The sequence below is a fragment of the Lacticaseibacillus sp. 53-4 genome (genome assembly GCF_016861805.1).
Lineage (GTDB): Bacteria > Bacillota > Bacilli > Lactobacillales > Lactobacillaceae > Lacticaseibacillus.
The window spans coordinates 1-25,734 of the sequence record NZ_BOLT01000018.1 but is presented as its reverse complement, the minus strand read 5'-3'; the positions used below and the strand labels follow the sequence as shown (position 1 = coordinate 25,734).

The following is a 25,734-nucleotide window of genomic DNA, read 5'->3' as shown; positions in this document are numbered from 1 at the left end:
TGTTGATAAACACAGCGGTAACATTGTAGCGCAACGGCTACTGATCCGCCACTGTTTTCAGGCGGAGGCGCCATTGATTAGTGGCGCGAGTCAAAGCGACTTCGCCAATTTCTTCCAGCCCGTCTTGGTCCAGCGGCTGCTCGAGCACGAAGCGCCGACGGACCCGGTGTAGCGGCACCTTGACCTGCGTGCGGGAAAACTTGGTCTTCGAAAAGTCCATCAAAACGCCGTCTTCAAACAGCGGGTACAAGTCGGCAAGCACGCTGGTCGGCACCTGCGGGAAGTGCTGGGCGCGCAGCCGCAACCAGAACGGCTGATCGTTGGCGGCCAGGCGCAGGTGCCGGACGATTCCGGCGGCCAGCGTCACGCTGAAACGGTCAAGCGTGCGGAAGTACATGGTCACCTGACCATCCTGCAGCGGTAAAAAGACCAGCTCATTTTGTAGCTTGTAGTAAAATGGCGGGGTGATATGCGTTTTGGCAAAGCCCAAGTAAAGCAGCTCGGCAATTTCTGTCGGCAACAGATCCCGCAGGTAGCTGGCATGCTTGTAATCGAGCCAGCTGCGAGTACGGGCGGCCTTGCTGCGCAGAAAATCGGTGACCGCCGCCTCACCTGAGACCTCGTTGAACCCCGTGTGCGGGTCAATGAACTCATCCTCGTCGACCGGCGGCAACAGCAACAGGTGCCGAAAAGGCGTCGGTGTGGCGTTGAGCACGTCACTGGCCGACAAGCCTGCCGTTTTGAACATGTTCGCCAGCGGCTCGTAATGAACATAGACAATATTATTCCGCATCGTAGTCTCCACTCTCCAGCCCAATTATACAGCTTTCTTGCTGACCTCGCCCGGTATCTGGGCATTTAGAAAGGATGATCCTGATGATCCCATGGCCGCCTGCAGTGACTCCGCTCACGGCGCTGCCGACAATCCCGCGAGACCCGCGCGTGCCTGAGGCGTACTTTGCCATGGTCCAAACAGGCCAGTGGCCGCGCCGTGACTTCTGCCCGACTCCAGAACCGACCAGCGAATCGCTGACCGGCGCCGCCATTCACGCGTTCGCGGGGCCTGGTCCACGCCTGGCCTCCCCGCTGCCAGACCACTTGCTGCCGTTTGCCGCAGACGGCGCGCGGTATTGGTGCTTTGATCTGACCACGCCGGGCCCGGCGATCCGCTACATCGACTGGGAAGTCGACCAGTGGCTGACCGTGGCTGACAGTTTTGCGCAATTTTTAAACCAACTCAAGTGGGTCACACCCATACTCACAGCCGCGCCGACCGCTCAGGAATTTGCGCATGCCGCTTTGATCACCGACGCCGCGGCGCTGCCTGCGCTTTGCGACTATGCCCGCACCACTTTTGCCGCTGAGCACTACGGCGAGTGGTTAGCCTACTGGCTCACTCAGCCCGGGCTCGCCGGTCCCGCGCAGGCCGAGCTTGACTTTGCGCGCCAGTTTCGCTGGGCCGCTTTTTCTCCAGCGCTCAGACAGCGCCTGGCCGCCTGGCTCTAACGGCGAAACTGGAATGCGGCAAGCCACTTCACGTCTTTTTTGACCTGGAAGTAGGCAAAAACCGACAGCGCCAGGGATCCGAACACGTCCGCGAAGAGGTCGCCCATCGTGTCCATCAGCGCCGCTCGCCCGGCCAGCAGCACGCCATGGGCCATGTAGCGCTGCATGTTCAGCCCCAGCAGACCGTCAAACGTGAACTCATAGAACTCCCAAAAGACACCGATTGTCGCGCCAAACGTGAACGCAAACAGTGCGATCAAAAGCGGCGAGGTCGTCTTCAAGCGCTCCTGCGGCGTCAGCGCACAGAAAATCGCCATGCCCAGCCCAGCCAGCATCGCGGCTGAAAACAGGTGCAGGAATTTATCCCAGTACGGAATGTTGTAGAACTGCATCCCTGTCCCGAGCAGCACTGAACCCAGAATGAAAAGTTCAAAGATCAGCTTCAGGATGGGCGGAAACTGAAAATGAAACCCCCGCTCGAGCACAGGTGGCAGCAGGGCCAGCACGATACCGGCTGTGACTTGCCCGAGCAGGCCGGCCTGGCCAGGGTATATGGGCTGCCCCATCAACAGTTTCGGCAGGCAAACGGCGATGTATACCAGTGCTCCCACCACATTCAATCCGTACAACCATTTCACTAGTTTCGTCATAAGCACTCCTTTTGCTTTTAGTCTACTGAAGGCCGCCGCCACTTGGCAAGGGCGAGCTGCCATTTGTTCACTGACGCAATCAAGTCGTTGACTTAGGCCACTTCAAGCGACGATTGGGGCAAAAAAAAACCACCATCGCTGGTGGAAAAGTTTGGGGGAACTTTTTTGGGAGTGTAAGTTAATGTGTAAGCTTAAGGCAAAATCACAACCGCCTTAATATGGTTTCATTATATAACGTCACTTGCGGATATCTGTTCAACTTTCATAAATAAAACTTGTAATAATGAACTGCCCCAAGTAAAGCCCGGCAGCGCGGCATTTGCCAGCCAAAATCACCGTTTTTTTTACAGCCAAAAGGTTGCTTACCGCCACCGGGCCACAATCGGGCTTCAACTTGGCAACAGAGGAGCAGCCAGCAGCTCCGCATGTCAGACTGTACGCCGTAAGCGACTACAGTCTGAGCAACGCCAAAGGCCTCACCGCCAAAAAACGGCGGCAATGCCTTTAGCTAGGCTGTCTGTCCCCCTCAGGGCGCCGAGTCGCCGCACCTTACAAAAAAAACTCATCCGCAGATGAGTTTGTCGTTGCCTGAGGTTACTTTTCGGTTTTGAAACCGTACTTCTTGTTGAAGCGATCAACACGGCCGTCAGCCTTGCTGAACTTCTGCTTACCCGTGTAGAACGGGTGAGAATCGGAAGAAATTTCAACGCGGACCAATGGGTACGTGTTACCGTCTTCCCATTCGATGGTTTCAGAAGACTTCTTCGTTGAGCCGGACAGGAACTTGTAGCCGGTCGAGGAGTCCAGGAACACAACTGGGTGATAATCTGGGTGGATACCTTGCTTCATAATATCTTCTCCTTTGCCCTAAGCCATTGCCTGACCTAGAGATTACTTGTGATACACAACTTTAGCATTTTATCATGCAGGCGAAAAATGTGCAATCAGTTTTCAGCCCGCAGTGCCTCCTCGGCGGGCGCGGCTTCGTCGATCAACTCGACGTCGGCGCCCAGATTGCGCAGCTTCATGATGACGCGATCGTACCCGCGCAAAATGTTCTCCGCCTTGGTGATGGTGGTGTCGCCTTCTGCCATCAGACCGGCGATCATCAGACACGCGCCCGCGCGAATCTCCTCGGCCGCCACTTCGCAGCCCTCTAAGTGATCGGCGTGGTGGACGATGATCACATCATTTTCGATGGTGATGTCCGCGCCCATTCGCACGAGTTCAGGAATGTGCCGCACCCGTTTGGGGTACAAGGTGTCAATGATGATGCCTTCGCCGTGCGCCTTGAGCATCAGCGGCGTGATCGGCTGCTGCAGATCCGTGGCAAAGCCTGGGTACGGCAGTGTCTTGACCTGCACCATTTTCAAATCACCGGACGGATAGACGAAGATGCTATCCTCGCCAACGTCCATCACCACGCCCATTTCCTCAAGCTTCGCCAAAAAGGCGTCCAGGTGCTCCGAGATGATGTTTTTGACGTTGACCCCATCGCCCACTGCAGCGGCCATGGCCAGGTATGTGCCGGCCTCGATGCGGTCGGGAATGATGGTGTGGGCATTATGCGCTGCCAGCTGCGCAACGCCTTCGATCCGGATGGTGTCGGTGCCGGCGCCGCGAATTACGGCGCCCATGTTATTCAAGTACGTGGCCAGGTCGATGATTTCCGGCTCCTTGGCCGCGTTTTCGATCACCGTGTGGCCATGGGCCGTGACGGCTGCCAGGATCACGTTGATGGTCGCCCCCACCGAGGAAATATCAAAGAAAATGCGGGCGCCGTGCAGGCCTTCCTTGGGCGCCGTGATGGAAATGGCGCCGTGATCATTGGTCACCGTGGCGCCAAGGGCCTCGAAGCCCTTGATGTGCTGATCAATGGGCCGCGGCCCGATGTCATCGCCGCCGGGCAGGCCGACAACTGCGCGGCCGAAGCGGCCGAGCAGCGCACCCATAAAGTAGTACGAGGCCCGCAGGCTTTTGATTTTACCGCTTGGCAGCGGCACATTTTGAATGTGCGATGGGTCGATGCGCAGCACGCAGTCGGCAAACGTCGAGGACACGTTCATTTCGTCTAAAATTGCCATCAGGTTGGTCACATCTTGGATCACCGGCACCGATTCTAGGGTGACCGGGGTGCGGGACAAGATCGCAGCCGGAATCAAGGCCACGGTACTATTCTTTGCCCCGCCGATCACAACGGTGCCGGAAAGCTTTTTGCCTCCGTGGATCAGCATATTTTTCATTTAGTCTTTTCCTCACTAATACGAGCACAGCGCCCTTAGGCGGTCAGGTAGGCTGAAGCTGGCCTCGAATAATTGCTTCAATTAGTTACGAATACTGGTAGGATGATGCGTGATAAAAATCGCATTCACCGTTATATTCTAATGAACTGCAGCGCAAAACACAACCCGAAATGACCAGTCTGACGCGGCTTTCACGAAAATTAAGCTGGCAGTCAAAGCAAAAAAGTGCCAGCCGATTGGGCTGGCACTGAAGGCCTTAGGCTTAGTAGTTGCCGGCGGCTTTGATAAACGCCTTGAACAGACCTTCCGGCTTGTCCGGACGTGACTGGAATTCCGGATGGTACTGCGGTGCCACGAAGAACTTATTTTTCGGGTACTCGATGATCTCCATCAGGCGGTTGTCCGGGCTAGTGCCGGAGAACACCAAGCCCTTGGCTTCAAGCGCTGCGCGATACTTGGTGTTGAACTCGTAGCGATGACGGTGACGCTTTTGAATCTCCGGCACGTTGTCGTAGGCGGCCGCAGCGACCGAACCCGGCTTCAGCACGCACGGGTACAATCCCAGGCGCAGAGTACCGCCAAGGTTTTCCAGGTCCTTCTTGTCCTGCATGATGTCGATCACGGGATCTTTGACGTCCTTGTCGACCTCGGTGGTGAAGGCGTCCGTGATGCCGGCCATGTCGCGGGCAAACTCAATGGAGGCCATCTGCATACCCAGGCAAATGCCGAAGAACGGCACGTCATTTTCACGCGCGTACTTGATGCTGGTGATCATGCCTTCCAGGCCGCGGTCACCGAACCCGCCGGGCACCAGAATGCCGTCGAAGCCTTCCAGCTTCTCCTTAACGTTGTCTTCGGTAATGTCGTCCGCCTGAAACTTGACCAGATCAATGTTGGCGTTCCAGAAGTAGCCGGCGGATTTTAGAGCCTCAGTGACGGAAATATAGGCGTCCTTCAGCTCAATATACTTGCCAACCAGCGCAATGCGCACCGTGTCCTTCAGGCTGCCAATGCGGTCGACCATACCCTGCCATTCGGTCATGTCGGCCTGCGGCGTGTCAAAGCCAAAGTGGTCCACGACGCGCTGATCCATGCCCTGCGCCTGCATGGCCAGCGGCACTTGGTACAGGATCTTGGCGTCGCGGGATTCGATGATGGACTCGACCGGCACGTCAGTAAACAGCGCGATCTTCTTCTTCATTGAATCGGTGACCGGCTTTTCGGTGCGCAGAACCAGCATGTCCGGCTGAATGCCGACATTGCGCAGTTCCTTGACACTGTGCTGGGTCGGCTTGGTCTTCATTTCACCAGCGGCGCGCAGATACGGGATCAGGGTCGCATGAATGTAGTACACATTCTCCGGGCCGACGTCCTTTTTCATCTGGCGAATGGCTTCCAAAAACGGCTGGGACTCGATGTCGCCGACCGTGCCGCCGATTTCCGTGATGATCACGTCGGAGTCGGTGTGCGTTGCCGCGCGCATGATTTTCTCCTTGATCATGTTGGTGATGTGCGGGATCACTTGCACCGTCGCGCCAAGATACTCGCCGTGGCGCTCGCGGTTGAGTACTTCAGAGTAGATCTTGCCGGTGGTGACGTTGCTGTACTTGTTCAGGTTGATATCGATGAAGCGTTCGTAGTGGCCAAGGTCGAGGTCGGTTTCTGTGCCGTCATCGGTGACGAACACTTCCCCGTGCTGGTATGGGTTCATGGTTCCCGGATCGACGTTGATGTACGGATCGAACTTTTGAATCGTCACCTTGAGGCCGCGATTCTTGAGCAGCCGGCCCAAACTGGCGGCCACGATCCCTTTACCCAGCGACGAAACGACCCCACCGGTAACAAAAATATACTTGGTCATGAGAAGACTCCTTTATGATTTTTTGAGGCCGGCTGCAACAGCGCAGCCGAGTGCGGCAGCAAGAAAAAACAAAAACAAGCTCCCTATTCAAGATGAACAGGGAGCTTGCAAGCGTCTGGCCCTGGCATTTCTGCAGGGCGCCCAAGCAATATAGTACCGGGAAGTGGGGTCCGTGTCAAGGACTTGCCCGCGGCGAAAAAAAACGCCGTTACCGGCGTTAGCAAATCAGGTTACTCATCATCGTCTGAATCGTCAGAATCCGCGGCGTCGCCGGAAAAGTCTGGCGTGTCGGTGTCCTCTTCATCATCCGTGTCAGTGTCGTCATCGGAAAATTCGGCCAGCTGGCCTTCGATCCCGTCTGGCAAGGAATCATCCTCGTCGTCGGTGTCATCGGTGTCCGTATCGTCGAAGTCATCCGCAACGTCTTCTGTGTCGTCATCGGCATCGAAATCATCGTCTTCCGGATCATCGTCGTTGTAATCGATCACGTCATCGTCATCAGCGGCGTCGGCCAAGAAGGCATTGACCTTCTTGCGCTTCTTGCGGCGCGGGGTGTCTTCCTCGTCTTCTGGGTGGTTGACCTCTTCGTCAACGGATTCGTACGGGTACCAAGCGCGCAGGCCCCACACATTATCGCCCAGCGAGATGAAACTGCCATCTTCGTTGAGGTCGGTGTAGAACTGCGACAAGCGACCGCGGATCTCAGAATCACTCTTGCCAAGATATGTCTGGATTTCGTTGACAATGTCAGCAAAACCCATCGTGTCGCCTTTTTCCTCGAGAATGGCGCGCGCCACCTCGATCATGGACAATTCCGATTTGTTCGCATCGGCAAATACATCAAGTTTCAACCGGTACACGCCCTTTCTGGTTAATACAGTCTATTCTGAATCATACGCGCTCAAACGCTAAAAAGCAATCGCAACCGGTAATTTCCCAGGTGTTGGCCGTTCGCCAGCAGCTCGTATTCGATGTAGATTTCGCCGGTCAGCGGCGCCGTCGTCAGCCGCACGTCCAGCCGTGGGGTGATGGTCTCGACCGGAATCACGCCGTACGGGGTGCGGTAGCGCGTCAGGATGCGCCGGTTATCTGCAAAGTGCAGTCGCAGGTGCGTGTCGTCATCACTGCCGCCGCGCGACAGCTGCACCGAGCCATCTCCGCGCAGCTTCAGCGTCACCGGGTAATTGGTGTGTTCTTCCTCGTTGATCTCGCGATAGCGCACGTAAAGCGTGTCCCCCATCTGCACCACCGTGCCGGGCTCGTCAAACACGTGCCGCTCGGTTTCGCCTTCTTGGGTGACAAACGTTTCAAGGTGCACCTGTACGTCAACGCCGTGTGCTAAATCCATGGCAGCCATCATCCTTTCTTGCCTATTATAACTTACTCGCCAAGCTTCCGGCACAATTGGGGGTAAAGATGCAGTCGCCTTTTAAGTTGCCTATAATAGGAACTGACGAAATCACTGCGCAGTGCGAGTCTGTACACTGCCAGCCTTCATGAAGGAGAATATGATGAACATCAAACTGCTTCCCCGCGAAAAAGTCTTCCGCGATCCGGTCCACAATTACATCCACGTCCAGCACCAGGTCATCTTGGATCTGATCAACACCCCGGAGTTCCAGCGCCTGCGCCGCATTAAGCAACTCGGCGTGGCCGATTACGTGTTCCAAGGCGCCGAGCACACCCGCTTCACCCACAGCCTGGGCGTGTATGAGATCACGCGCCAGATCTGCGATAACTTCGCCGTCAACTACCCGACCCAAACCCCGGGCGATGGCCTCTGGGACGACAACGAACGGCTGGTTGCGCTGTGTGCCGCGCTGCTCCACGACATCGGCCACGGCCCGTACTCGCACACCTTCGAGCACATTTTTGACACCGATCACGAGGCCATCACGCGGCGCATCCTGACTGATCCCAGCACCAAGGTCAACGCGGTGCTGCGCGAAGTCGCCCCGGATTTTCCGGAAAAAGTGGCCAGTGTCATCGCGCACACCTACCCCAACCCGCAGGTCGTGCAAATGATCTCCAGCCAAATCGACGCGGACCGCATGGACTACCTGCTGCGAGACGCTTACTTCACCGGCACCAAGTACGGGGAGTTCGACCTGGCCCGCATTCTGCGGGTCATGCGGCCGTATCGCGGCGGCATCGGTTTTGACGCCAACGGCATGCACGCGGTCGAAGACTACATCGTCGGCCGCTTTCAGATGTACCAGCAGGTCTACTTCCACCCCGTGTCTCGGAGCATGGAAATGATCCTCACCCACCTGCTGGAGCGGGCGAAGACGCTGTACGAAGCCGGCAAGTTCGACACCCGGTTCAACCCGCGGCTGCTGATCCCGTTTTTTGAGCACCAGTTCAACTTGCAGGACTACCTGCGCCTGGACGACGGCGTGCTCAATACCTACTTCACCTACTGGCTCGACTACCCGGACCTAGTGCTCCAGGACCTGGCCAGCCGCTTCTTGAGCCGGCGGCCGCTAAAGTCTGTGGCGTTCACCACGCAAACGGCGCGCCTGCTGCCGCAGCTCAAGGCCCTAGTGGCCGAGGCCGGCTTCGACCCGGCTTATTACACGGCCGAAAACGACAGCTTTGACTTGCCTTATGACCAGTATGACCCCAGCGTCGCCGACCCGAAGACCCAAATCGAGATCATTCAGCGCGACGGCACCTTAGAGGAACTGTCGACTCTGTCGCCGCTAGTGGCCGCCATTTCCGGCAAAGCCATCGGTGACAAGCGCTTCTACTTCCCGAAAGTGATGCTGAGCAAAAAGGCCGACGATTTATTCGCCGGCACCTACGCGCGTTTTCAAACCTATATCTTAAACGACTCCCTGATCGATCCGCGCTAGCGAGTGCGCAGCCACTGGGCCACCCCATAGCGGTGCGTGGGCCGCTTCAGGGAGGCGGCGGCCAGGGCGATCGGCATCAGCATCAGCGTGTTGAAGTCCTCCAGGGGACTTTGAACCTGCTGAATGTCGGTGCAGGCGTAAAACGTTGCTGGATGGTAATAGGCGGTCTGGCGGTGGTGGGAGTAAAAATACTCCGAAGCCGTCCCGAGCTTTTCGCCGATGTTCACCTTGACCCCGAACTCCTCGAGCAGCTCGCGGGTCAAGGTCTCCTCGTCGGTTTCGCCGGGTTCCACCTCGCCGCCAGGCAAAAATAGCGCGTGGTTCGGCGCCTGCAAAATCAATAGGCGTTTGCCGTCCTGATCCGGGATCACCCCGTACACCCCAACGCGCTTGTGGTAATCCAGCTTCGGATCCTTCTGGCCAAATACTGGCTCTGACATCATCGCTGCCGTCCTCTTTCTCATTTTTTCCTCATTATACTCGACTCATTGTCTAACCGCCACTAAGGATGTGATCAAATGTCCCCCTTGCCCCTTTGGCTCTACCTGCCGGCCATTCTCATGGGCGCCTTGTTTCTTGCCAGCTTCATTCACGAACCCCGACACCTTTACAACGGTATGCTGTTCAACCTGTTTGCGCTGACGACCCTGACCACCCTTGCGCTGGCCATTTTAGGATCGAAAAATCGCCTACTGGTTGCGGTGTCCTTGACCTTATTCATCATTTTCGTGCTGGTGATCGCGCTGATCGTCGCGCTGCACTTGGTCTGGCTGCTTTGGAACGCGTGGCTGGTGTGGCGGCGCGAAGGCCACAGTCTGGCCAACATGCTGACTCTGGCACTTGCCGGCGGTTTGATTCTGCTGGAGCTGGCCGCGGTGTTTGCTCGCAGCTGGGTCCCCAACTGGCTCTATGCAGGGCTCAGTACTTTCTTCATACTGGCGATTGGCTACGAGCTGGTGGCGCTGTATAATTTCTTGACCATCCTGGTGCTGTACAACCTGCAGCGGCCGCGCCACGATCGTGATTACCTGATTGTACTTGGCGCTGGGCTGCTCAACGGCAGCCGCGTCAGCCCGCTTCTGGCCTCGCGCATTCAAGTCGCAGTCGACTTTTATCAAAAACAGATCCGCATGGGCCGGCCAGCGCCGAAAATCATTTTATCCGGCGGCCAGGGGCCGGACGAGGCGCTGCCCGAAAGTGTGGCCATGCAGCAATGGGCCATCACGCACGGCGTCTCCAAGGCCGACACGCTGATTGAGGATCAGTCCAAAACCACCTACCAAAACATGAAATTCTCTAAAGCGCTGATTGACCAGCGCGAAGACGGCAAGGCAGCGAAGGTCGCTTTTTTCACCAATAACTATCATCTGTTTCGCGCCGGCGTCTTCGCTCGGGCGGCGGGGCTTAAAGCCAACGGCGTCGGGGCCGCCACCTCGTTTTACTACCTCCCGAACGCCGTGATCCGCGAATACCTGGCCTTCGTGGTGATCCACAAGCGGCGCCATATCGTTGCCGCCATCGTGATTGCCTTGATCGCGGTAAGCGTGGCCATCGGCCGAATCAGTGGCTAACGACCTGGAGGCTGAGACATAAAGCGGTTTTAGCCCAAAGCACAAGGGCCTCTGTGCCACGATTCGTATTATCGAATCGCGGTGCAGAGGCCCTTGTCCACTTGGGCGCGCTTTTATGGAACGCGACTAGACTATCCGTCCTGCTTTCTTTTGCGTGCGCCAAGCAGCCCGCTCATTTTGGGTAATTATCAAAGGGGCTATTAATCAGAACAAAAATTGGGTATGCTAGCGCCGGGGGAGCGCAAGGGGTTAATGAGGAGAAGAATATGAAGAACATCGGCCGTCTGTTTGTGCTGGACTGGAAACGCATTTTTAAGAGTCCATTTGCTTTCTTATTAATCGCCGCGCTGGTCGTCATCCCCAGCCTTTACTGCTGGTTCAACGTGTGGGCGCTATGGGATCCCTATTCCAACACGCAAGATCTCAAAGTTGCGGTTTACTCCGCGGATCGCGCAACCACTTTTCAGCATAAGCAAATTGCAATCGGCCGCGAACTGATCGATCAGCTTCACCACAACAAGAAGCTCGGCTGGCGCTTTGTCGATTCCAAGCAGGCGGTGGTGTCCGGCGTGCGGTCCGGCAAGTACTACGCTGGGATCGTCGTCCCCAAGCGTTTTTCCAAAGATCTGCTGACGATTGTGGACGGCAAGCTGCAAAAGCCGAAACTGCATTACTACGTCAACGAAAAGATCAACGCGGTCGCGCCCAAGCTGACTGGTTCGGCAGCCTCAACACTGCAAACCACGATTTCCAAACAGTTCGTCGACACCGTGGCTAAAACGCTGGTCACCGTGTTCAATCAGGCTGGCATTAAGCTGGACGACAATCTCCCGATGATCCGGCGCTTTGCCAGTCTGGTCACGACCACCGACGCCCAGCTGCCGACAATCGAAAAATATTTGAATGAAGTCGCGGCACTGCAGACCAAAGTCCCAGAGATTGAAGCCAAACTCCACACCGCCAATCAGATGGCCACTTATCTGCCTGAAGTGAATCAAATGGCGCAGAAACTGGTTTCGGCGCAGCAGTTTCTGCCGATGATCGATTCAGCTGGCCAGCTGGCGGGTCAGGTGCAAACCAAACTGCCCGAAGTCCGGCAGGCAGGCACGCAACTGAACACCGTAGCAACTAATTTTGATCAGTTGAGCACCGCAGTCACAAACGGGATCACGGTCACCCAGCAAAGTCTCACGATTATCGACGAGGTCGATGGGACCCTGCCGGCCTTGACCGCGTTCGGCCGCAGCGCCCAAGGGGCAGTGGCAACCACCAAAAATGAGGTGCTACCAAAGATCCAGCAGGCGCTGACCATTGTTCAAAGTGCTGTCGATTCAGGACTCAGCTTGATTCAAACCGCCAACACCAGTTTAAGCTTAAGCCTCACCCAGCTGCAGCAGCAGCTGGCAAGCCTTGACACCAGCCCCAACACCGCCGCGGTCAAGGCCGCCATGGCTGACCACCTTACGGCACTGGCAGCGCAGCAAGGCAAGGCGGCCAGTGCGGCCACCCAAACGGCACAGGCTTTGAGCCAGGTTCAAACAAGTTTTCAGCACTTGCACAACAGCACTGCGACGCCATTTGCCGAAGCCATCCGGCAGTTAAATCAACTCGCGGCGACTGCGCAAGCGGTCCAAGCTGAAGCAACCGCCATGGCCGTAAAAGTCCCAACCATGTCCACTGCGCAGCTGCAAGCTGGGCTCGCTCAGCTCAACACTAAGGCCCAAGCCTTTGCTCAAGCTGCGGCGAGCCTTCAGCAGCTGCACCTGGGTGCCAGTGTCCACCAGGTGTTGAGTCAGTTTGCGACCATTTTGGGGGCCTCGCAAACTACCCTTTCAACCATTAATAATCAAATTATCCCGGCCTTGCCAAGTCTGCTGGCGACCACAAAATCACTGCTGACCCAGGCGAACAGGTTCCTGACCCAGACGCAGGCTCAGCTGCCCGCCTTGCGTCAAGAACTCACTGATGCCAACACCCTGCTTAATAGCCACATGGCCCTGATCCAAAGCGGGGTCACCACCGTCGCGGCCCTTTATCAGAGCGATTTCCCCGCGCTGCGCACCAAATTGCAGACCGCCAGTCGATTTATCGCCACTGACCTGCCTGGCATCGAAACCCAGCTGACTCAGACTCTGGCCCTGGCCAATGCCAAGATGCCAGCACTCAAGCAAGGCTTGACCACTGCGGCTGCGTTCAAGCAGAATGACTGGCCGACCTTGAAGGACGCGATCCAGCGGGGCAGCAGTGCCATTAAGCAAAGTGAAAAAACGATCGACCTGAGCGCCTTGATCAAGCTGCTGCGGCGCGACGCCGCCAAAGAAGCCAACTTTTTGGCTGATCCGGTCACGATCGCGCAAACTAGCATTTATCCGATTCCGACCTACGGCTCACAAAGCGCGCCCTTTTACCTGGCCCTTTGCATCTGGGTCGGCGCCCTGCTACTCGGCGCAATTTTGATCACCGAATACAAACTGCCCAAAGCGCTGACCAGCGTCACCATCAGACAGCAGTACGCCGCCCGGTGGTTGACTTTTGCCGGCTTGGCCATGCTTCAAGGTCTCATCGCCGGGCTGGGCAACATTTACCTGATTGGCACCTACGTGGTCAACAAACCACTGTACCTGCTCGGGGCCATGTTTCTCAGCATCGTCTTTGTGTCCATCATGTACGCCTTGATCAGCCTGTTTGGAAACATCGGCAAAGGGATCGGCATCATCATCCTGGTCTTATCTATTTCCGGCGCTGGCGGCAATTTTCCAGTGGTCTTATCCGGCAAATTCTTCCAAATGATCAACCCCTGGCTGCCGTTCACCTACGCGGTCAATCTGCTGCGCGAAACTGTTGGCGGCATTTACTGGCCCAACTTCTGGACGGACGTATGGAAATTGCTGGCGTTTGGGGTCGTCTTCTTCTTTCTTGGACTCCTGCTCAAAGGGCCGATTCGCCCCTGGATCAATAAAATGCACCACATCACCAGAAACTCTCAAATCATTGAGTAGTCCGACCTCCATCATCGGCAGATTTGACCGGCCGAAACACGGGCATTTTGCTACAATGAAATCAAATGAGAATAAGGGGGAATCTCAGTGCTCAAAGAATTTAAGGCCTTCATCATGCGCGGCAACGTGCTGGACATGGCGGTCGGTGTCATTATCGGCGGTGCGTTCACCGCGGTCGTCACCAGTTTGACCAAGAACCTGATCAACCCGCTGATTGGCCTGTTCCTAAAGAGCTCGAGCCTGGCCAAGCTCAGCGTTACCGTAGCCGGTGCGACCTTCACTTACGGGCAGTTCATCAACGATGTCCTGAACTTTCTGATCGTCGCCTTCATCGTGTTCCTGATTGTGCGGACGGCCAACCGCCTGTTGCCAAAAAAAGCGGCAGCACCGGCTGGACCAACCCAAGAGGAACTGCTGACGCAGATCCGCGACCTGTTGGCCAAGCAGCAAAACTAACCCAGGGCCACTTACTGCACGTCAAAAAAGAGGCTGAGACATAAAGCGGTTTTAGCCCAAAGCACAAACGCCCCTGCACCACGACTCGTTTTTAGAATCGCGGTGCAGGGGCGTTTGTGCGCTTGGGCGTCGCTTTATGGAACGCGACTAGGCAATTTTGTCTCAGCCTCTTTTGCGTGGCGCCTTAAAACTTGCTTTACTTGGTGAACCGGTTTTCAAACAATGGCGAAACCGGCTTGTTTTCTTGGATGCGCGTGATGGCGCGGCCGATGAGCGGGCCGACGGAAACAATCGTCAACTTGTCGATCTTCTTGGCATCAGGCAGGTTGATCGAGTCGGTGACAACCACGCGCTCAATGGCGCTGTTTTGCAGCCGCTCAATGGCCGGGCCGGAGAAGACGGCGTGGGTCGCCGCCACCTGGACCTCGATGGCACCGGCGTCTTTGAGCGCCTGCGCGGCCAGCGTGATGGTGCCGGCAGTATCGATCATGTCGTCAATGATGATGCACCGCTTGCCCTTAACATGGCCAACGATGTTCATGACCTCGGCCACGTTTGGCCGTGGGCGGCGCTTATCGATGATGGCGATTGGCGCCTTCAGAAACTCTGCCAGCTTGCGGGCCCGAGTCACACCGCCGTGGTCTGGTGACACAACAACCGTGTCGGCGTTGGTGTAACCATTGCGGATGAAGTAATCCGCCAAAAGCGGCGCCCCCATCAGGTGATCGACTGGAATGTCGAAGAACCCTTGAATTTGGGCGGCGTGCATATCCAGTGCCAAAACGCGCGTGGCCCCGGCGCGTTCGAGCATGTTCGCCACCAGCTTGGCGGTGATGGGTTCACGCGAGCGGGCCTTGCGATCCTGCCGTGCGTAGCCGTAGTAAGGAATGACAACGCTGATCGTGTGAGCGGAAGCGCGGCGCAGGGCGTCGATCATGATGAGCAGTTCCATCAGATTGTCGTTGACCGGCGCGGAGGTGGACTGGATCAGGTAAATATCATCCCCGCGAATACTTTCCTCAATGTTGATCTGGATCTCCCCGTCGGAGAACCGCGTCACCGACGACTTCCCGAGTTCGACGCCCACTTCAGCGGCAATTTTCTCCGCCAGGGGTTTGTTCGAGTTCAGGGCAAAAATCTTCAACTTTGGATCAGAGTAAGACATGTTTTCCTCCATCAGATTGACATGACGACATAACAGCCACCGACACATACTTTACAAGCCGATTATACCAGAACATTCTGGTTAAGGATGGTGTCGCGGGTCAGTGTCATCAGATTTTAACCAAACAAAACCAGCCGACTTTCAGCTCAAGCCCGCTGGTTTTCATCATTATTTTCACTTAGTATGCGAATCGTCGGCGTTCCACTCGCCATCTTTGGCCAGTGCCGAGCGGTCCCAAAAGTCCGCCTTGTTGGTCTGGCGGGCCCGCGCGATGCCCATCGCGTGATACGGCACATCATCGGTGATGGTCGACCCCGCGGCGATGAAACTGTGGTCCGCGATCTTGACCGGCGCCACAATGTTCGAGTTTGAACCGATGAAGGCGTGACTGCCAACATTGGTATGCCACTTTTTCACGCCGTCGTAGTTCACGAACACGACCCCGCAGCCGACATTGATGTCTGACCCCAGGGTGGCATCGCCAACGTAAGTCAGGTGGCCGACCTTGGTCCGCGGCCCGATCGTGGCCTTTTTCACTTCAACAAAATTGCCGATGTGGACGGCTTCGCCAATGTCCGACTGCGGGCGCAGGTGCGAGTTTGGCCCGATGTTTGAGCCCTTGCGCATGATCGAATCCTCAATCGTCGAGCTGGTGACGGTGACCCCGTCTTCCAGGGTCGCGTCGATTAGCTCAGAGTGCGTACCGATCTTACAGTCGGCGCCGATCTTGGTGTGGCCCTTGAGCGAAACACCGGGTTCGATGACGGTGTCCGGCCCGATCTCAACGTCGGCGTCGATGTAAGTCGTCGAAGGATCGATCAGCGTCACCCCGTTTTGCATGTGCTGCTTGTTGATGCGGGCCTGCATCACCTTGGTCGCAGCCGCCAGCGCCACACGATCGTTGACCCCCATCGACTCGGAAAAATCAGGCATCCGGTAAGCCGCGATCACGTCACCCTTGGCCTTCATGATCTGGATCACGTCGGGCAGGTAATACTCGCCCTGCGCGTTGTCGTTTTTGACCTGGTGCAGCGCCTCAAACAGCTCGTGGTTGTCAAAGACGTAAACGCCGGTGTTGATCTCATCCACGCGGGCCTCTTCGGCCGTCGCATCTTTTTGCTCGACGATTTTCTGTACCGTGCCGATGTCGCTGCGAATGATCCGGCCGTAGCCGAACGGATCCGGAGCCTGCGCGGTTAAAATGGTCGCCGTTGCACCCTTGTCCTGGTGATATTCAAACAGCTGCTCGAACGTCTCAGCCGTAAACAGTGGCGTGTCGCCGGAGACAATCAGCGTCATGCCGCTTTCCTTACCAATCAGCGGCTCCGCTTGCAGCACCGCGTGACCCGTGCCAAGCTGCTGCTCCTGGACGACGTACTTGGTGCGCTGGCCCAGCGCCTGCTCGACGGCATCGGCGCCGTGGCCGACAATGGTCACAACCTGGTCCGGGTGCGTCTTTTCCACCTCGGTCAGCACGTGGTCGACCATCGGCTTGCCGCAGACCTCATGCAACACTTTGTAGAGCTTCGACTTCATTCGGGTGCCCTTGCCGGCCGCCAAAATGAGAGTGAATTTCTTCGTCATGTTCATGCTCCTATCTCAATTCAAGTTGCCTCAAGCATAGCCCAGGCGGCCTTTTACCGCAAATTTTCTCAGCGGAATAGACCGCTTGACACCGGCGTTTACACCGCCGATTGGCCCGTTTGTGTGACGCAGTGTCGACTCGCCCGGGGGACAACCATCACTGGTGGACGGTGGTGCTGACCTGCTTAGTCTTGGCCCAAACATCGTAGAAGTAATGATTGTCCCGGGTGATCACTTCCCACAAGAAGTTGGCAAGCAGGAAGAGGAATGCTGCGCCCAAAAGCACAAAAAGCGTCCAGTTAAGGTCGGTGCGGTGAAACTTGGAAAACAAGTCCACAAACACCGTGTTCAGGCCGATCGCCACATACTTAGCAAAGCCGTAAAGCAGAAATTCGCGGTAAAGCAGGCGCCAAAAGCCCACAGGGCGGCCGTCTTCTCGCACAATACGAATGCGCACCAGCCGCTTGCCCAACGTTGCCCCGCCTGACAGCAAAGGCCCGAGGACAAACACGACCAGCGGCGCAAACACCGCGTTGATCAAAACCGTCAGCAAGCTGCTGTTGAGGCTAAACAGTCGCGTCAGCAGCGTCAACACCAGGCTGACCAGGCCCACGCCGACCACGTTATCGATGATGAAAGCGACAAACCGCCGCAGCCAGGTGACCCGGCCGCCTTGCGCATAACTTTTGCGGTCCATTTCCTCACGCGTCGGAAACGCCCGCATGAGCGCCGGCGCGATCAGGGCGCCCAGCACCCCGCCGGTCGTATTGATGATCAAATCGTCCACGTCAAACAGCCGGTAGGGCCGCGGGTAAATGCCATACAGCCCGGACAGTTGCGTCAGCTCGAAAAACAGGCTGAGGCCAAACGTCATCACCAGTACTTGCTTCAGGCTGCGCTTGAAATAGTAACGCAGGTACACGCCAAACGGCAGCGTCAAAACCAAGTTGAACGCCGGTTGAATGAAGCCCGGCTGCCTGAGCGCCGCCAGCCAGGTCCCCGGGTGGAGCGGTGAAAATACTGTCGTCGCGAAAAAAGTCCGCAAAGCCGTTAGTGGCACAAGGTTGTATTTCGGTGTCGTCAGCGCCGCCACGCTAGCGCGGCTGGGGAGCGGCAGCATAATCATGAAGTAGGCCGAAAGCAGGTAGAACACGAAACTGTACAGCACCACTGCCCGCCAGAACAGGAAACTGCCGTACTTCCGATACTGGCCCACCATGAATGGCAACGACACAAAAAGTGCGATGAAGGGAAAAGCAATCACCGCACTTTTAATGGGAATCAGGTAAGCACTCATTTTTTCAGTGCGTGCAGGCGGTCTTGATTTTGCGCGAGGTAGTTGCCCGCGATGGCGTGCAGCGTGTTGGCCTTCGTGTCGACTTCATCTACGCGGATCAGGCTGGTGTAGTCCGTCACCATCCGGTCGCCAGAGAAGTTGCCCTCGGCGAACACGGAGATGCCAACCAGCTCTGCGTCAAATTCCTTGATCAGGCTGCGCATGCCGTTAACCGTGCCGCCGCCCTTCATGAAGTCGTCGACAATCAGCACCCGCGAGCCGGCTGGCAGGCTGCGTTTAGACAACTCCATTTTTTCAATGCGCGCCGAACTGGCCGAGACATAGTTGACCGACACGGTCGAGCCTTCAGTGATCTTGCTGTCGCGGCGAACGATCACAAATGGCACGTCAAGGTACTGGCTGACGCTTTGCGCGATCGGGATGCCCTTGGTGGCCACCGTCATCACCGCGTCGACCTTCGCGTCCAGGTACTGCGTCGCAATCAGCCGGCCAATCTGGCGCAGCACGTCCGGCGTGCCCAGCAGGTCGGACAGGTAAACGTAGCCGCCTGGCAGCAGGCGGTCGGTTTCGGAAAGCCGGTGCGACATCTCAGTGATGAATGCCTCTGCTTCTGCCTCACCGATAGTCGGAATGAACCGGACCCCGCCGGCCGCCCCTGGCACGGTTTCGAGTATCCCGGTTTGGCGGTTTGCAAACACGCGCCGCACGATTGCCAGGTCCTCGGAAATCGAAGACTTCGCGGAATCGTAACGCTTGGAAAAGTAAGTCAGCGGCACCAGGGTGTGGGGCCGCTCCAACAGATACCGGGTCATGTCGATCAACCGGTCACTACGCCGAACTTTTGTCATGAGTAATCTCCTTAAACTCCGAATATTTGGATTATCGCACCGAATTTGGTACCAATCCTCAATATTATATGGGATTTCAGCCAAAATTCCTAGCATTATTAGAAAAAACTTCCGAACGTTCGCCTAATTCAAATTTTTGCGTTCAGTTCAGGTAATTTGATGCAATTTTCCCGCCGTTAGATTAGAATGATTATTGTATAGAAAGGACGTGAGGTCTTGCTATTTTCTTTGGATCATGTGGGCTTCGAAACCGGGGGGCGCCCCATTTTGAGCGATGTCAGCTTCACCGTGGCGGAGGGGGAATACGTCACCTTCTCCGGCCCCTCGGGGTCTGGTAAAAGCACGCTGCTGCGCCTGATTGCCACCTTGCTGACGCCGACCACTGGCACCATTTTGTATCACGACAAGCCGCAAAGCGACTACGCCAAGGTGGACTACCGGCGCCAGGTCTCGTACTGCTTCCAGCAGCCGAGCCTGTTCGGCGATTCGGTGCGCGACAATCTGGCCTTTCCCTTCACGCTGCGCGACCAACCGTTTGATCCGGAAAAGGCGACCGCCGCGCTAAAGCAGGTCGACCTGTCTGCCAGCATGTTAGACAAGCCGATCAAGGAACTGTCCGGCGGCGAGAAGCAGCGCGTGGCCCTGATCCGCAACCTGCTGTTCACGCCGGATGTGATCTTGCTCGACGAGGTGACGACCGGGCTGGACACGGCGACCAAGGACATTGTTCACCAGCTGATCGAGGATAAAAATCTGCACCAAGGCGTCAGCGTACTGGCCGTCACACATGACGAAAGCGAGATTGCTGTCGCCCACCGTCTAATCACAATCACCGCCGGCAGAATGGAGGCCGAACATGAATAATCTGATTGTTAGTCCCACCGCCCTGGCCTTTGCGGTGATCCTGGTCATCATCGCCTTGCTGCTCAACTTCAAAGAACACATCGGCCTGGAAAAAGACATGATCATCGGCGTCATTCGCGCCGTCATCCAGCTTACCGTGGTCGGGTACGTTTTAACCTACATCATCAAGGTTGACCGGCCGGCGCTCACCCTGCTGATGGTGGTCATCATCATCCTGAATGCCGCCTGGAACGCCCGTGGCCGCGCCAACGGCATTCCCCACGCGTTCGCCATCTCACTGCTCGCCATCAGCGTGGCCACCATCACCACGATTGCCCTGCTGGTCCTGGCCCATGCGGTAAAGTTCACCCCGAGCCAGATCGTCCCAATTTCCGGGATGATCGCCTCTAACGCCATGGTGGCCATCGGCCTGTGCTACCGCAACCTCAACGCGTCCTTTCACGACCAGCGTCAGGCAGTGCTGGAGCGGCTGGCCCTGGGTGCCGACGCCAAGCTGGCAACGCTTGACATCGTGCGCAACGCGATCAAGACTGGCATGGCCCCGACGATTGACTCGGCCAAAACGGTCGGGCTGGTCAGCCTGCCAGGCATGATGTCCGGCCTGATTTTTGCCGGCATCGATCCCAGTAAGGCCATCATGTACCAGATTATGGTCACGTTCATGCTGCTGGCCGCCACCAGTCTGGCCAGCGTCATCGCCTGCTACCGCGCCTACCCGCAATTTTTCAACGAGGACCTGCAACTGCGGTAAACTAGGCAGGTACCCATTTTAAGCGGAAGAAGGTAACTCATGGCGATCGAAATTAAACGCATCACGCAAGTAAACGAGGCGGCTCTGCGTCTGCCCAACCAGCCGTTCAAACGGTTCGGCACGCTGCTCGTCACCCGCACCGAAACGGGCTGGCACCACCAGGAGCAGCTCAGCGACCAGACGTTTGAGCAAATCTTTCCCGAAGAAAATTACCAGCTGAGCGCCATCGACGCGGCAGGTTTTGCCTTGGGCGCATTTGAAGGCAGCCGCTGCGTGGCACTTGCGACCTTTGAATATGACTTTCACTTCAATCGCTATCTGTACTTGGCCGATCTCAAGGTAGACCCGCCCTTTCGCCGCCAACGCATTGCCGCAAAGCTGCTGAACGCGGCTGAGCCTTTGGCTAAAGCGCACCACAAGCGCGGCCTGTGCACAATCGCGCAGGGCTCAAACCTCGGGGCTAACCGCTTCTACCTGGCGGCCGGGTTTCACATCGGCGGGCTCAACACCAACGACTACCGCTTCACCACCCAGGAAGGCGACACAGACATTTACTATTACCGCGACTTTTAGGCCACACCAAAACCGGCAGCGACACGCCAAAACGTGTTGCTGCCGGTTTTTTATGTGTCAGTCCTGTAATGCCAGTCCGTCTTCGTCCAGCACCTCGATGTGCTGGCGTCCACTTTGCCGGATCAGCCCGGCGGCTTCAAAACTCGCCAGCTTGCGGCTGATGGTTTCCGGCGTGGTGCCCAGGTACTGTGCGAGGTCCTTTTTCTTCAGGGGCAGGTCAAAGCTCTCCCTGCCGATGGCGCCGGCAGTTTCCACCAGGTAGTTGGCGAGCCGCTCGGAGACGCTGGCCACCGCCTGCGCCGTGGTCTTAGCTTCCAAAGCAACCACCCGCCGTCCCAGCGCATTAAGCACGTTCAGCGCCAGCGCCGGGGTGTTTTTGAGCAGTGCCTGAAAGTCGTGCTGGCTGATGGTGCAGACTGATAACTTGGTCAGGGCTGTGGCGGTAGTCGTGTGCTCGCCTTTGGTGAACAGCACCCCTTCCCCGTCGAAATCGCCGGGACCCAGCACCCGCAGCAGCTGCTCGCGGCCGGCAGCGGTGCTTTGCGTGACCTTGGCCTGGCCGTGCGCCAGAATGTAAAGGCGATCGGCCAGTGTGCCTTCAGTGAACAGAAAGTCGCCGGCCTTCAGCGTCTGGTCGCGAACCAATCTGGCGATTGCCGTGATGTCGGCATCGCTGAGCGTTTGAAAAATCGGCACAAGCCGCACACAATCCTCTGCTTCATGCTGATGCATGACGAATTCCCCCTTTGCTACCTGAACCCAGCATACCAGGATCCGCGCAGGTATAACTTGATCTGCGTCAAGTTGGCGGCTCAGTACGGGTTGTCCCCGGCTTGAAGCGGCAGGTAGTCGCCGTACTCGACCTGAATCGTGACGTGGGCAATGTCAAACGTGTGCCGCAGCTTGTGGCCAAGCTCTTCAAGGAACTGATCGTTGTTGACATCCGTTTTGCGCGTGATGTGCACCGTCAGCGCCACATCTGTCGTGCTCAGCGCCCAGATGTGCAGGTCATGACAGCCCGCCACCGTGGGATAGGCATTGATCAGCGCCCGCACTTTGTCTGGGTCGATTGCTTTGGGGACGGCGGCCATCGCGAGGTTCAAGGCGTCCTTGAGCAGCCCCCAGGTCCCAATCAGGACAAACGCTGCTACCAGGATCGACATGGCCGGATCAAGCCACTCCCAGCCGGTCAGCACGTATAGGCCACCCGCGACCACGACGCCCAAAGACACGCCGGCGTCGGCCGCCATGTGCATGAAGGCACCGCGAATGTTCAAGTCGCGCTGCTGGCCGGCATGAAACAGCATGGCCGTCGCGCCGTTGATGACAATTCCGACGCCGGCCACCAGCATCACGACCGCGCCTTTTGTCGGCTCCGGTGTGGCCAGGCGCTGCACGGCCTCGACAATAATGGCCCCCATCGCCACCAGCAGAAACACCGCATTGATCAGAGCCGCCAGAATCGAGGAGCCCTTGTACCCGTATGTGCGCTGCGTCGTCGGCTTCAGAAGCGTCAGCCAGCTGGCAAACCAGGCGATGCACAGACCCAGCACATCACTCAGGTTGTGCAAGGCGTCGGCCACCAGGGCAATGGACCCGATGGCCAAGCCAAAGCCGACCTCGGCGATGATATAAATTGAATTGAGAAAAATTCCCCAGCGAAACGCGTGATTTGGTTTCGGTTGTGTCATCCTAATGCCTCCCGTGCGTGCGGTCCAAATGGTGCAACCGGTCAGCTTCATTGTCGGCTACCCCCTGAGCAAAGTCAACCAAACCCCGGCACACCGGCGTTTATCAGGACTGGTTACGAATAAAAAAAGACGCCTGTTGACGTCTACTGCAACGGCCTTACCAGGTAAACCTCCCGGCAAAACCCCTTCATACTGTTATAAATGCGGTGCGCCCGGCTGCGCTTGCGGCACAGGCCAAACACGGTTGGCCCGCTGCCGGACATCTGGGCGACTGCCGCGCCGTAGCGCAAAAAGCGCTGCTGAAGGGCTAAAATCTCCGGATGCCGCGCGGCCGTCACCGACTCCAGCGAGTTGGCCATGCCGGTCGTCATCAGCTCAAAGTTGCCGGTTTGAACGCCGCGCACGACTTTGGCGGTGTCCGGACGCGGCATCGGCTGATCATAGTCGATCGCGCGTAAAATACTGGCGGTCGACACCGAAATGCTTGGCTTGGCCAGAATCACCCAGCAGTCGGGGCGCCGGTCCAGCGGGGTCACTTGGTCACCGCGGCCCTGCACCAAAGCGGTTTGCGAGTACACGCAGTACGGCACGTCAGAGTCCACCGCCAGTCCCACTTGGGCCAGCCGGGCTAACGGCCAGTTCAGCCCCCACAACTCGTTTAAGCCGCGCAGGACGGCCGCGGCGTCAGACGAGCCGCCACCCAGCCCAGCCGCGACTGGAATATGCTTTTCCAGCTCGATGGCGGCGCCTTGGCGCACGCCAGCTGCTTGCTGCAGGGCCAAGGCCGCCTGGTACGCCAAATTACGCGGGTCTTCAGGGAGAAATCCGCTATCGGTTGCGACTGTGATTGTGCGGCTTGGTTTTATCCGCACATAATCAGCAAGATCAACCGACGTCATCACCATTTCCCACTCGTGGGCCCCGTCACGATGCTGAAATAGGGCGTCTAAACTGAGATTGATCTTGGCTGGGGCCTTCTGGATCAGTTCCATGATCAACCACCAGTCTCTACTTGTTTTGCCTAATTATACCGGTTTACCGCCCGAATTCATATGTTAGTCCGCTAAGTCGCGATCCAAAATCACGACTGGTACGGCGGCCTCGGCGTGTCCCTCGCCCACCGGCGTGAACCCAATTTGCTGCCAAAAGGCCAACCCTGCGGGATTGTCTGCCGCCACGGCAACGCGCAGCTTGGTGTAGCCCTGGCGGCGAAACTGCTTGGCCAGCCCGTCGATCGTCCGCCGGCCCAGGCCTTGCCGCTGGCGGTCCTTGCGAATCATCAGCAGCCCAATGTACACCGTACTTGGCTCCGGGTAGCCATTCAGCCGGTCCAGCACCCCGATTGGGTCACCGTTGACCAGCAGCAGCCCGTAGTGCTTCTGGGTTTCGCTGACGTCGTCCGGATAGGCTTCGGCATCCTCGCGGACGGTGAGCGCTGTGGGCTGCTGCTGCTTCAGCTGGGTAAAAAAAGCCGGGTTGCTTTGGTAAACGGTCAGCGCCGCCGCGCGGTCTGCAGCCGAGTGGGCCGCATGAAATTTTAGCATCGCCAAGAACTCCTTCCAGAATCATCACCCAAAACTGAACGTGACGGATTTACAATTCAAGTGCAACAAATTAGTCAAATAGAAAGACTCATAGCCTGAGTCCTTGTAAGATGGAATCACCATAAGACCAACTACAAGGAGAACTCGGCTATGAGTCCGTACACACATCTTACCCTAAAGGACCGCGAATCGATACTGCTAGGAATCAATACTGGCGAGACTCTTGAGACAATTGCCAGGCGGTTAAAACGTTCAAAGAGCACCATCAGTCGTGAGATTGCCCGTAACGGTGGCTGGCAGGACTATTCGGCAGCCGACGCCCAGAAGCGTTACCAGCAGGCTCGTCTGGCTAGTAGACGTCCTCGGATTCTCGCACGACCAGAGACACGAGAGGCTGTCATTCGATACATCACGGCGCTTCACTGGTCGCCTGAACAAATCGCTGGTCGTCTAGCGCTAGAGGGTAGCCGCATTCGTATCAGCTATCCGACTATCTACAGAGGCATTTGCCTAGACAACCTCGGTGTCCCATTGAAGAGCCATGGTGCTCGCGGGCTACCAAGGCTGCTTCGACACCGAGGCAAGACGCGCAAAATCAAAGGCACCATAAATGAACGCCGGGGGCGCTTCAATGACGTGCCATCAATTCACGACCGACCCCGGTCGGCAGAAAATCGCAGCTGGTTTGGTCACTGGGAAGGCGATACAGTACGCGGTAAAACAGGACACTCTGCATTAGTAACATTAGTTGACCGTAAATCACGCTATCTGCTTTCGAAGCGAACGGCCAACGCAAAAGCTGACACTGTTAGAGACGTCATGATTGAGCTGCTTGGTGCCTTACCAGCTAACCGAGTAAGAACAGTGACTCCTGACCGTGGGACTGAGTTTGCCCGGTACAGGGAGCTGGCAGAGTGCCTGGCTACACAGGTATTCTTTCCTGACCCACACGCGCCTCAACAACGAGGAACTAACGAAAACACCAACGGACTGATTAGAGAATACTTTCCCAAGAACACAGACCTAGACCTTCAGAGCGACCAGGAAATTGAGACTTACATTGAACAACTGAATAATCGACCACGCAAGGTCTTAGGCTGGAAGACGCCATCAGAAGTCTTCATGGGTAAAAAGTTGCACTTGAGTTGACAATTCGTCGTAACAAAAAAGCCGCAGGCAGCGGCTGGTTTGCTTTTATGGGCGCTACGATATTTGGAGTTGAAAGGCATCTTGCCTCGAAACTCCTTTTTATATACCATTTTTATGTCTGAGCACA

The 25,734-nt window shown here is 56.9% G+C and carries 25 protein-coding genes; 9 read left to right on the top strand and 16 right to left on the bottom strand.

The window, feature by feature from the left end; translation table 11 throughout:
• Positions 1–37 precede the first annotated feature (37 nt).
• Positions 38–793 carry a hypothetical protein gene (locus JUF21_RS08180; RefSeq protein ID WP_125758319.1) on the bottom strand — a complete coding sequence of 252 codons (756 nt, stop codon included), beginning with the start codon at positions 791–793 and terminating at the stop codon, positions 38–40.
• A gap of 83 nt (positions 794–876) precedes the next feature.
• On the opposite strand from JUF21_RS08180, the gene JUF21_RS08175 reads away from it, so the two are divergent.
• Positions 877–1,506 carry an SMI1/KNR4 family protein gene (locus JUF21_RS08175; protein ID WP_203624510.1) on the top strand — a complete coding sequence of 210 codons (630 nt, stop codon included), beginning with the start codon at positions 877–879 and terminating at the stop codon, positions 1,504–1,506.
• Here JUF21_RS08175 and JUF21_RS08170 read toward each other — a convergent pair.
• The 6 genes from JUF21_RS08170 to JUF21_RS08145 all read right to left on the bottom strand — a co-directional run bounded on the left by JUF21_RS08170 (position 1,503) and on the right by JUF21_RS08145 (position 7,608).
• Positions 1,503–2,156: a hypothetical protein gene (locus tag JUF21_RS08170; RefSeq protein ID WP_203624511.1), complete on the bottom strand. Its 654-nt coding sequence runs from the start codon at positions 2,154–2,156 to the stop codon at positions 1,503–1,505. The two genes, JUF21_RS08175 and JUF21_RS08170, sit on opposite strands and share 4 nt — an antisense overlap.
• Before the next feature lie 594 nt (positions 2,157–2,750).
• Positions 2,751–3,005, bottom strand: a complete 255-nt coding sequence (locus JUF21_RS08165; protein ID WP_125758314.1) for a type B 50S ribosomal protein L31 — start codon at positions 3,003–3,005, stop codon at positions 2,751–2,753.
• Positions 3,006–3,100: 95 nt separating this feature from the next.
• Positions 3,101–4,399, bottom strand: a complete 1,299-nt coding sequence (locus tag JUF21_RS08160; protein ID WP_203624004.1) for a UDP-N-acetylglucosamine 1-carboxyvinyltransferase — start codon at positions 4,397–4,399, stop codon at positions 3,101–3,103.
• 262 nt (positions 4,400–4,661) lie between these two features.
• Positions 4,662–6,260 carry a CTP synthase gene (locus JUF21_RS08155; RefSeq protein WP_203624003.1) on the bottom strand — a complete coding sequence of 533 codons (1,599 nt, stop codon included), beginning with the start codon at positions 6,258–6,260 and terminating at the stop codon, positions 4,662–4,664.
• 230 nt (positions 6,261–6,490) lie between these two features.
• A complete protein-coding gene (gene rpoE / locus JUF21_RS08150; RefSeq protein ID WP_304599158.1) occupies positions 6,491–7,111 on the bottom strand; it encodes a DNA-directed RNA polymerase subunit delta in 621 nt (206 codons plus the stop codon).
• Between the two features lie 50 nt (positions 7,112–7,161).
• A complete protein-coding gene (locus JUF21_RS08145) occupies positions 7,162–7,608 on the bottom strand; it encodes a DUF1934 domain-containing protein (protein WP_203624001.1) in 447 nt (148 codons plus the stop codon).
• Between the two features lie 163 nt (positions 7,609–7,771).
• On the opposite strand from JUF21_RS08145, the gene JUF21_RS08140 reads away from it, so the two are divergent.
• Complete coding sequence (locus JUF21_RS08140; protein ID WP_203624008.1) at positions 7,772–9,115, top strand: HD domain-containing protein; 1,344 nt, start codon at positions 7,772–7,774, stop codon at positions 9,113–9,115.
• Here the strand turns inward: JUF21_RS08140 and JUF21_RS08135 are convergent.
• A complete protein-coding gene (locus JUF21_RS08135) occupies positions 9,112–9,555 on the bottom strand; it encodes an NUDIX hydrolase (RefSeq protein ID WP_125756006.1) in 444 nt (147 codons plus the stop codon). The two genes, JUF21_RS08140 and JUF21_RS08135, sit on opposite strands and share 4 nt — an antisense overlap.
• Before the next feature lie 78 nt (positions 9,556–9,633).
• Between JUF21_RS08135 and JUF21_RS08130 the strand changes: the two genes are divergently transcribed.
• From JUF21_RS08130 to mscL, 3 genes are all read left to right on the top strand, one after another.
• A complete protein-coding gene (locus tag JUF21_RS08130) occupies positions 9,634–10,686 on the top strand; it encodes a YdcF family protein (protein ID WP_203624000.1) in 1,053 nt (350 codons plus the stop codon).
• Positions 10,687–10,952: 266 nt separating this feature from the next.
• Positions 10,953–13,685, top strand: a complete 2,733-nt coding sequence (locus tag JUF21_RS08125; RefSeq protein ID WP_203623999.1) for a YhgE/Pip domain-containing protein — start codon at positions 10,953–10,955, stop codon at positions 13,683–13,685.
• Between the two features lie 87 nt (positions 13,686–13,772).
• The gene (gene mscL / locus JUF21_RS08120; RefSeq protein WP_203623998.1) at positions 13,773–14,141 is read left to right on the top strand and encodes a large-conductance mechanosensitive channel protein MscL; all 369 of its coding nucleotides are present in this window, start codon (positions 13,773–13,775) and stop codon (positions 14,139–14,141) included.
• A gap of 196 nt (positions 14,142–14,337) precedes the next feature.
• On the opposite strand, the gene JUF21_RS08115 is transcribed toward mscL, so the two are convergent.
• The 4 genes from JUF21_RS08115 to purR form a co-directional block, all read right to left on the bottom strand.
• Positions 14,338–15,306 carry a ribose-phosphate diphosphokinase gene (locus JUF21_RS08115; protein ID WP_239061437.1) on the bottom strand — a complete coding sequence of 323 codons (969 nt, stop codon included), beginning with the start codon at positions 15,304–15,306 and terminating at the stop codon, positions 14,338–14,340.
• A gap of 174 nt (positions 15,307–15,480) precedes the next feature.
• Entirely contained in the window at positions 15,481–16,890 is a 1,410-nt protein-coding gene (gene glmU, locus JUF21_RS08110; RefSeq protein WP_203623997.1) for a bifunctional UDP-N-acetylglucosamine diphosphorylase/glucosamine-1-phosphate N-acetyltransferase GlmU, read from the bottom strand.
• 157 nt (positions 16,891–17,047) lie between these two features.
• A complete protein-coding gene (locus JUF21_RS08105) occupies positions 17,048–18,187 on the bottom strand; it encodes a VanZ family protein (protein ID WP_203623996.1) in 1,140 nt (379 codons plus the stop codon).
• Positions 18,184–19,035, bottom strand: a complete 852-nt coding sequence (purR, locus tag JUF21_RS08100; protein ID WP_125755916.1) for a pur operon repressor — start codon at positions 19,033–19,035, stop codon at positions 18,184–18,186. The genes JUF21_RS08105 and purR overlap by 4 nt, the downstream gene beginning before the upstream one ends.
• Positions 19,036–19,251: 216 nt before the next feature.
• On the opposite strand from purR, the gene JUF21_RS08095 reads away from it, so the two are divergent.
• The 3 genes from JUF21_RS08095 to JUF21_RS08085 are packed head-to-tail and all read left to right on the top strand — an operon-like array spanning position 19,252 to position 21,223.
• The gene (locus JUF21_RS08095) at positions 19,252–19,899 is read left to right on the top strand and encodes an ATP-binding cassette domain-containing protein (RefSeq protein WP_203623995.1); all 648 of its coding nucleotides are present in this window, start codon (positions 19,252–19,254) and stop codon (positions 19,897–19,899) included.
• Positions 19,892–20,650, top strand: a complete 759-nt coding sequence (gene fetB / locus JUF21_RS08090; RefSeq protein WP_125755920.1) for an iron export ABC transporter permease subunit FetB — start codon at positions 19,892–19,894, stop codon at positions 20,648–20,650. Before JUF21_RS08095 ends, fetB begins: the two co-directional genes overlap by 8 nt.
• A gap of 39 nt (positions 20,651–20,689) precedes the next feature.
• Entirely contained in the window at positions 20,690–21,223 is a 534-nt protein-coding gene (locus JUF21_RS08085) for an N-acetyltransferase (protein WP_203623994.1), read from the top strand.
• A 57-nt stretch (positions 21,224–21,280) separates the two neighbouring features.
• Here JUF21_RS08085 and JUF21_RS08080 read toward each other — a convergent pair whose 3' ends face one another.
• The 4 genes from JUF21_RS08080 to JUF21_RS08065 all read right to left on the bottom strand — a co-directional run bounded on the left by JUF21_RS08080 (position 21,281) and on the right by JUF21_RS08065 (position 24,458).
• The gene (locus tag JUF21_RS08080; protein ID WP_203623993.1) at positions 21,281–21,955 is read right to left on the bottom strand and encodes a Crp/Fnr family transcriptional regulator; all 675 of its coding nucleotides are present in this window, start codon (positions 21,953–21,955) and stop codon (positions 21,281–21,283) included.
• An 80-nt stretch (positions 21,956–22,035) separates the two neighbouring features.
• Positions 22,036–22,914 (bottom strand): cation diffusion facilitator family transporter, encoded by an 879-nt coding sequence (locus tag JUF21_RS08075; RefSeq protein WP_203623992.1) that lies wholly within the window; start codon positions 22,912–22,914, stop codon positions 22,036–22,038.
• A gap of 143 nt (positions 22,915–23,057) precedes the next feature.
• A complete protein-coding gene (gene ispE, locus JUF21_RS08070; RefSeq protein WP_203623991.1) occupies positions 23,058–23,906 on the bottom strand; it encodes a 4-(cytidine 5'-diphospho)-2-C-methyl-D-erythritol kinase in 849 nt (282 codons plus the stop codon).
• Between the two features lie 63 nt (positions 23,907–23,969).
• Positions 23,970–24,458, bottom strand: a complete 489-nt coding sequence (locus JUF21_RS08065; RefSeq protein WP_203623990.1) for a GNAT family N-acetyltransferase — start codon at positions 24,456–24,458, stop codon at positions 23,970–23,972.
• A gap of 150 nt (positions 24,459–24,608) precedes the next feature.
• Between JUF21_RS08065 and JUF21_RS08060 the strand changes: the two genes are divergently transcribed.
• Entirely contained in the window at positions 24,609–25,607 is a 999-nt protein-coding gene (locus JUF21_RS08060; protein WP_203663909.1) for an IS30 family transposase, read from the top strand.
• Positions 25,608–25,734 lie beyond the last annotated feature (127 nt).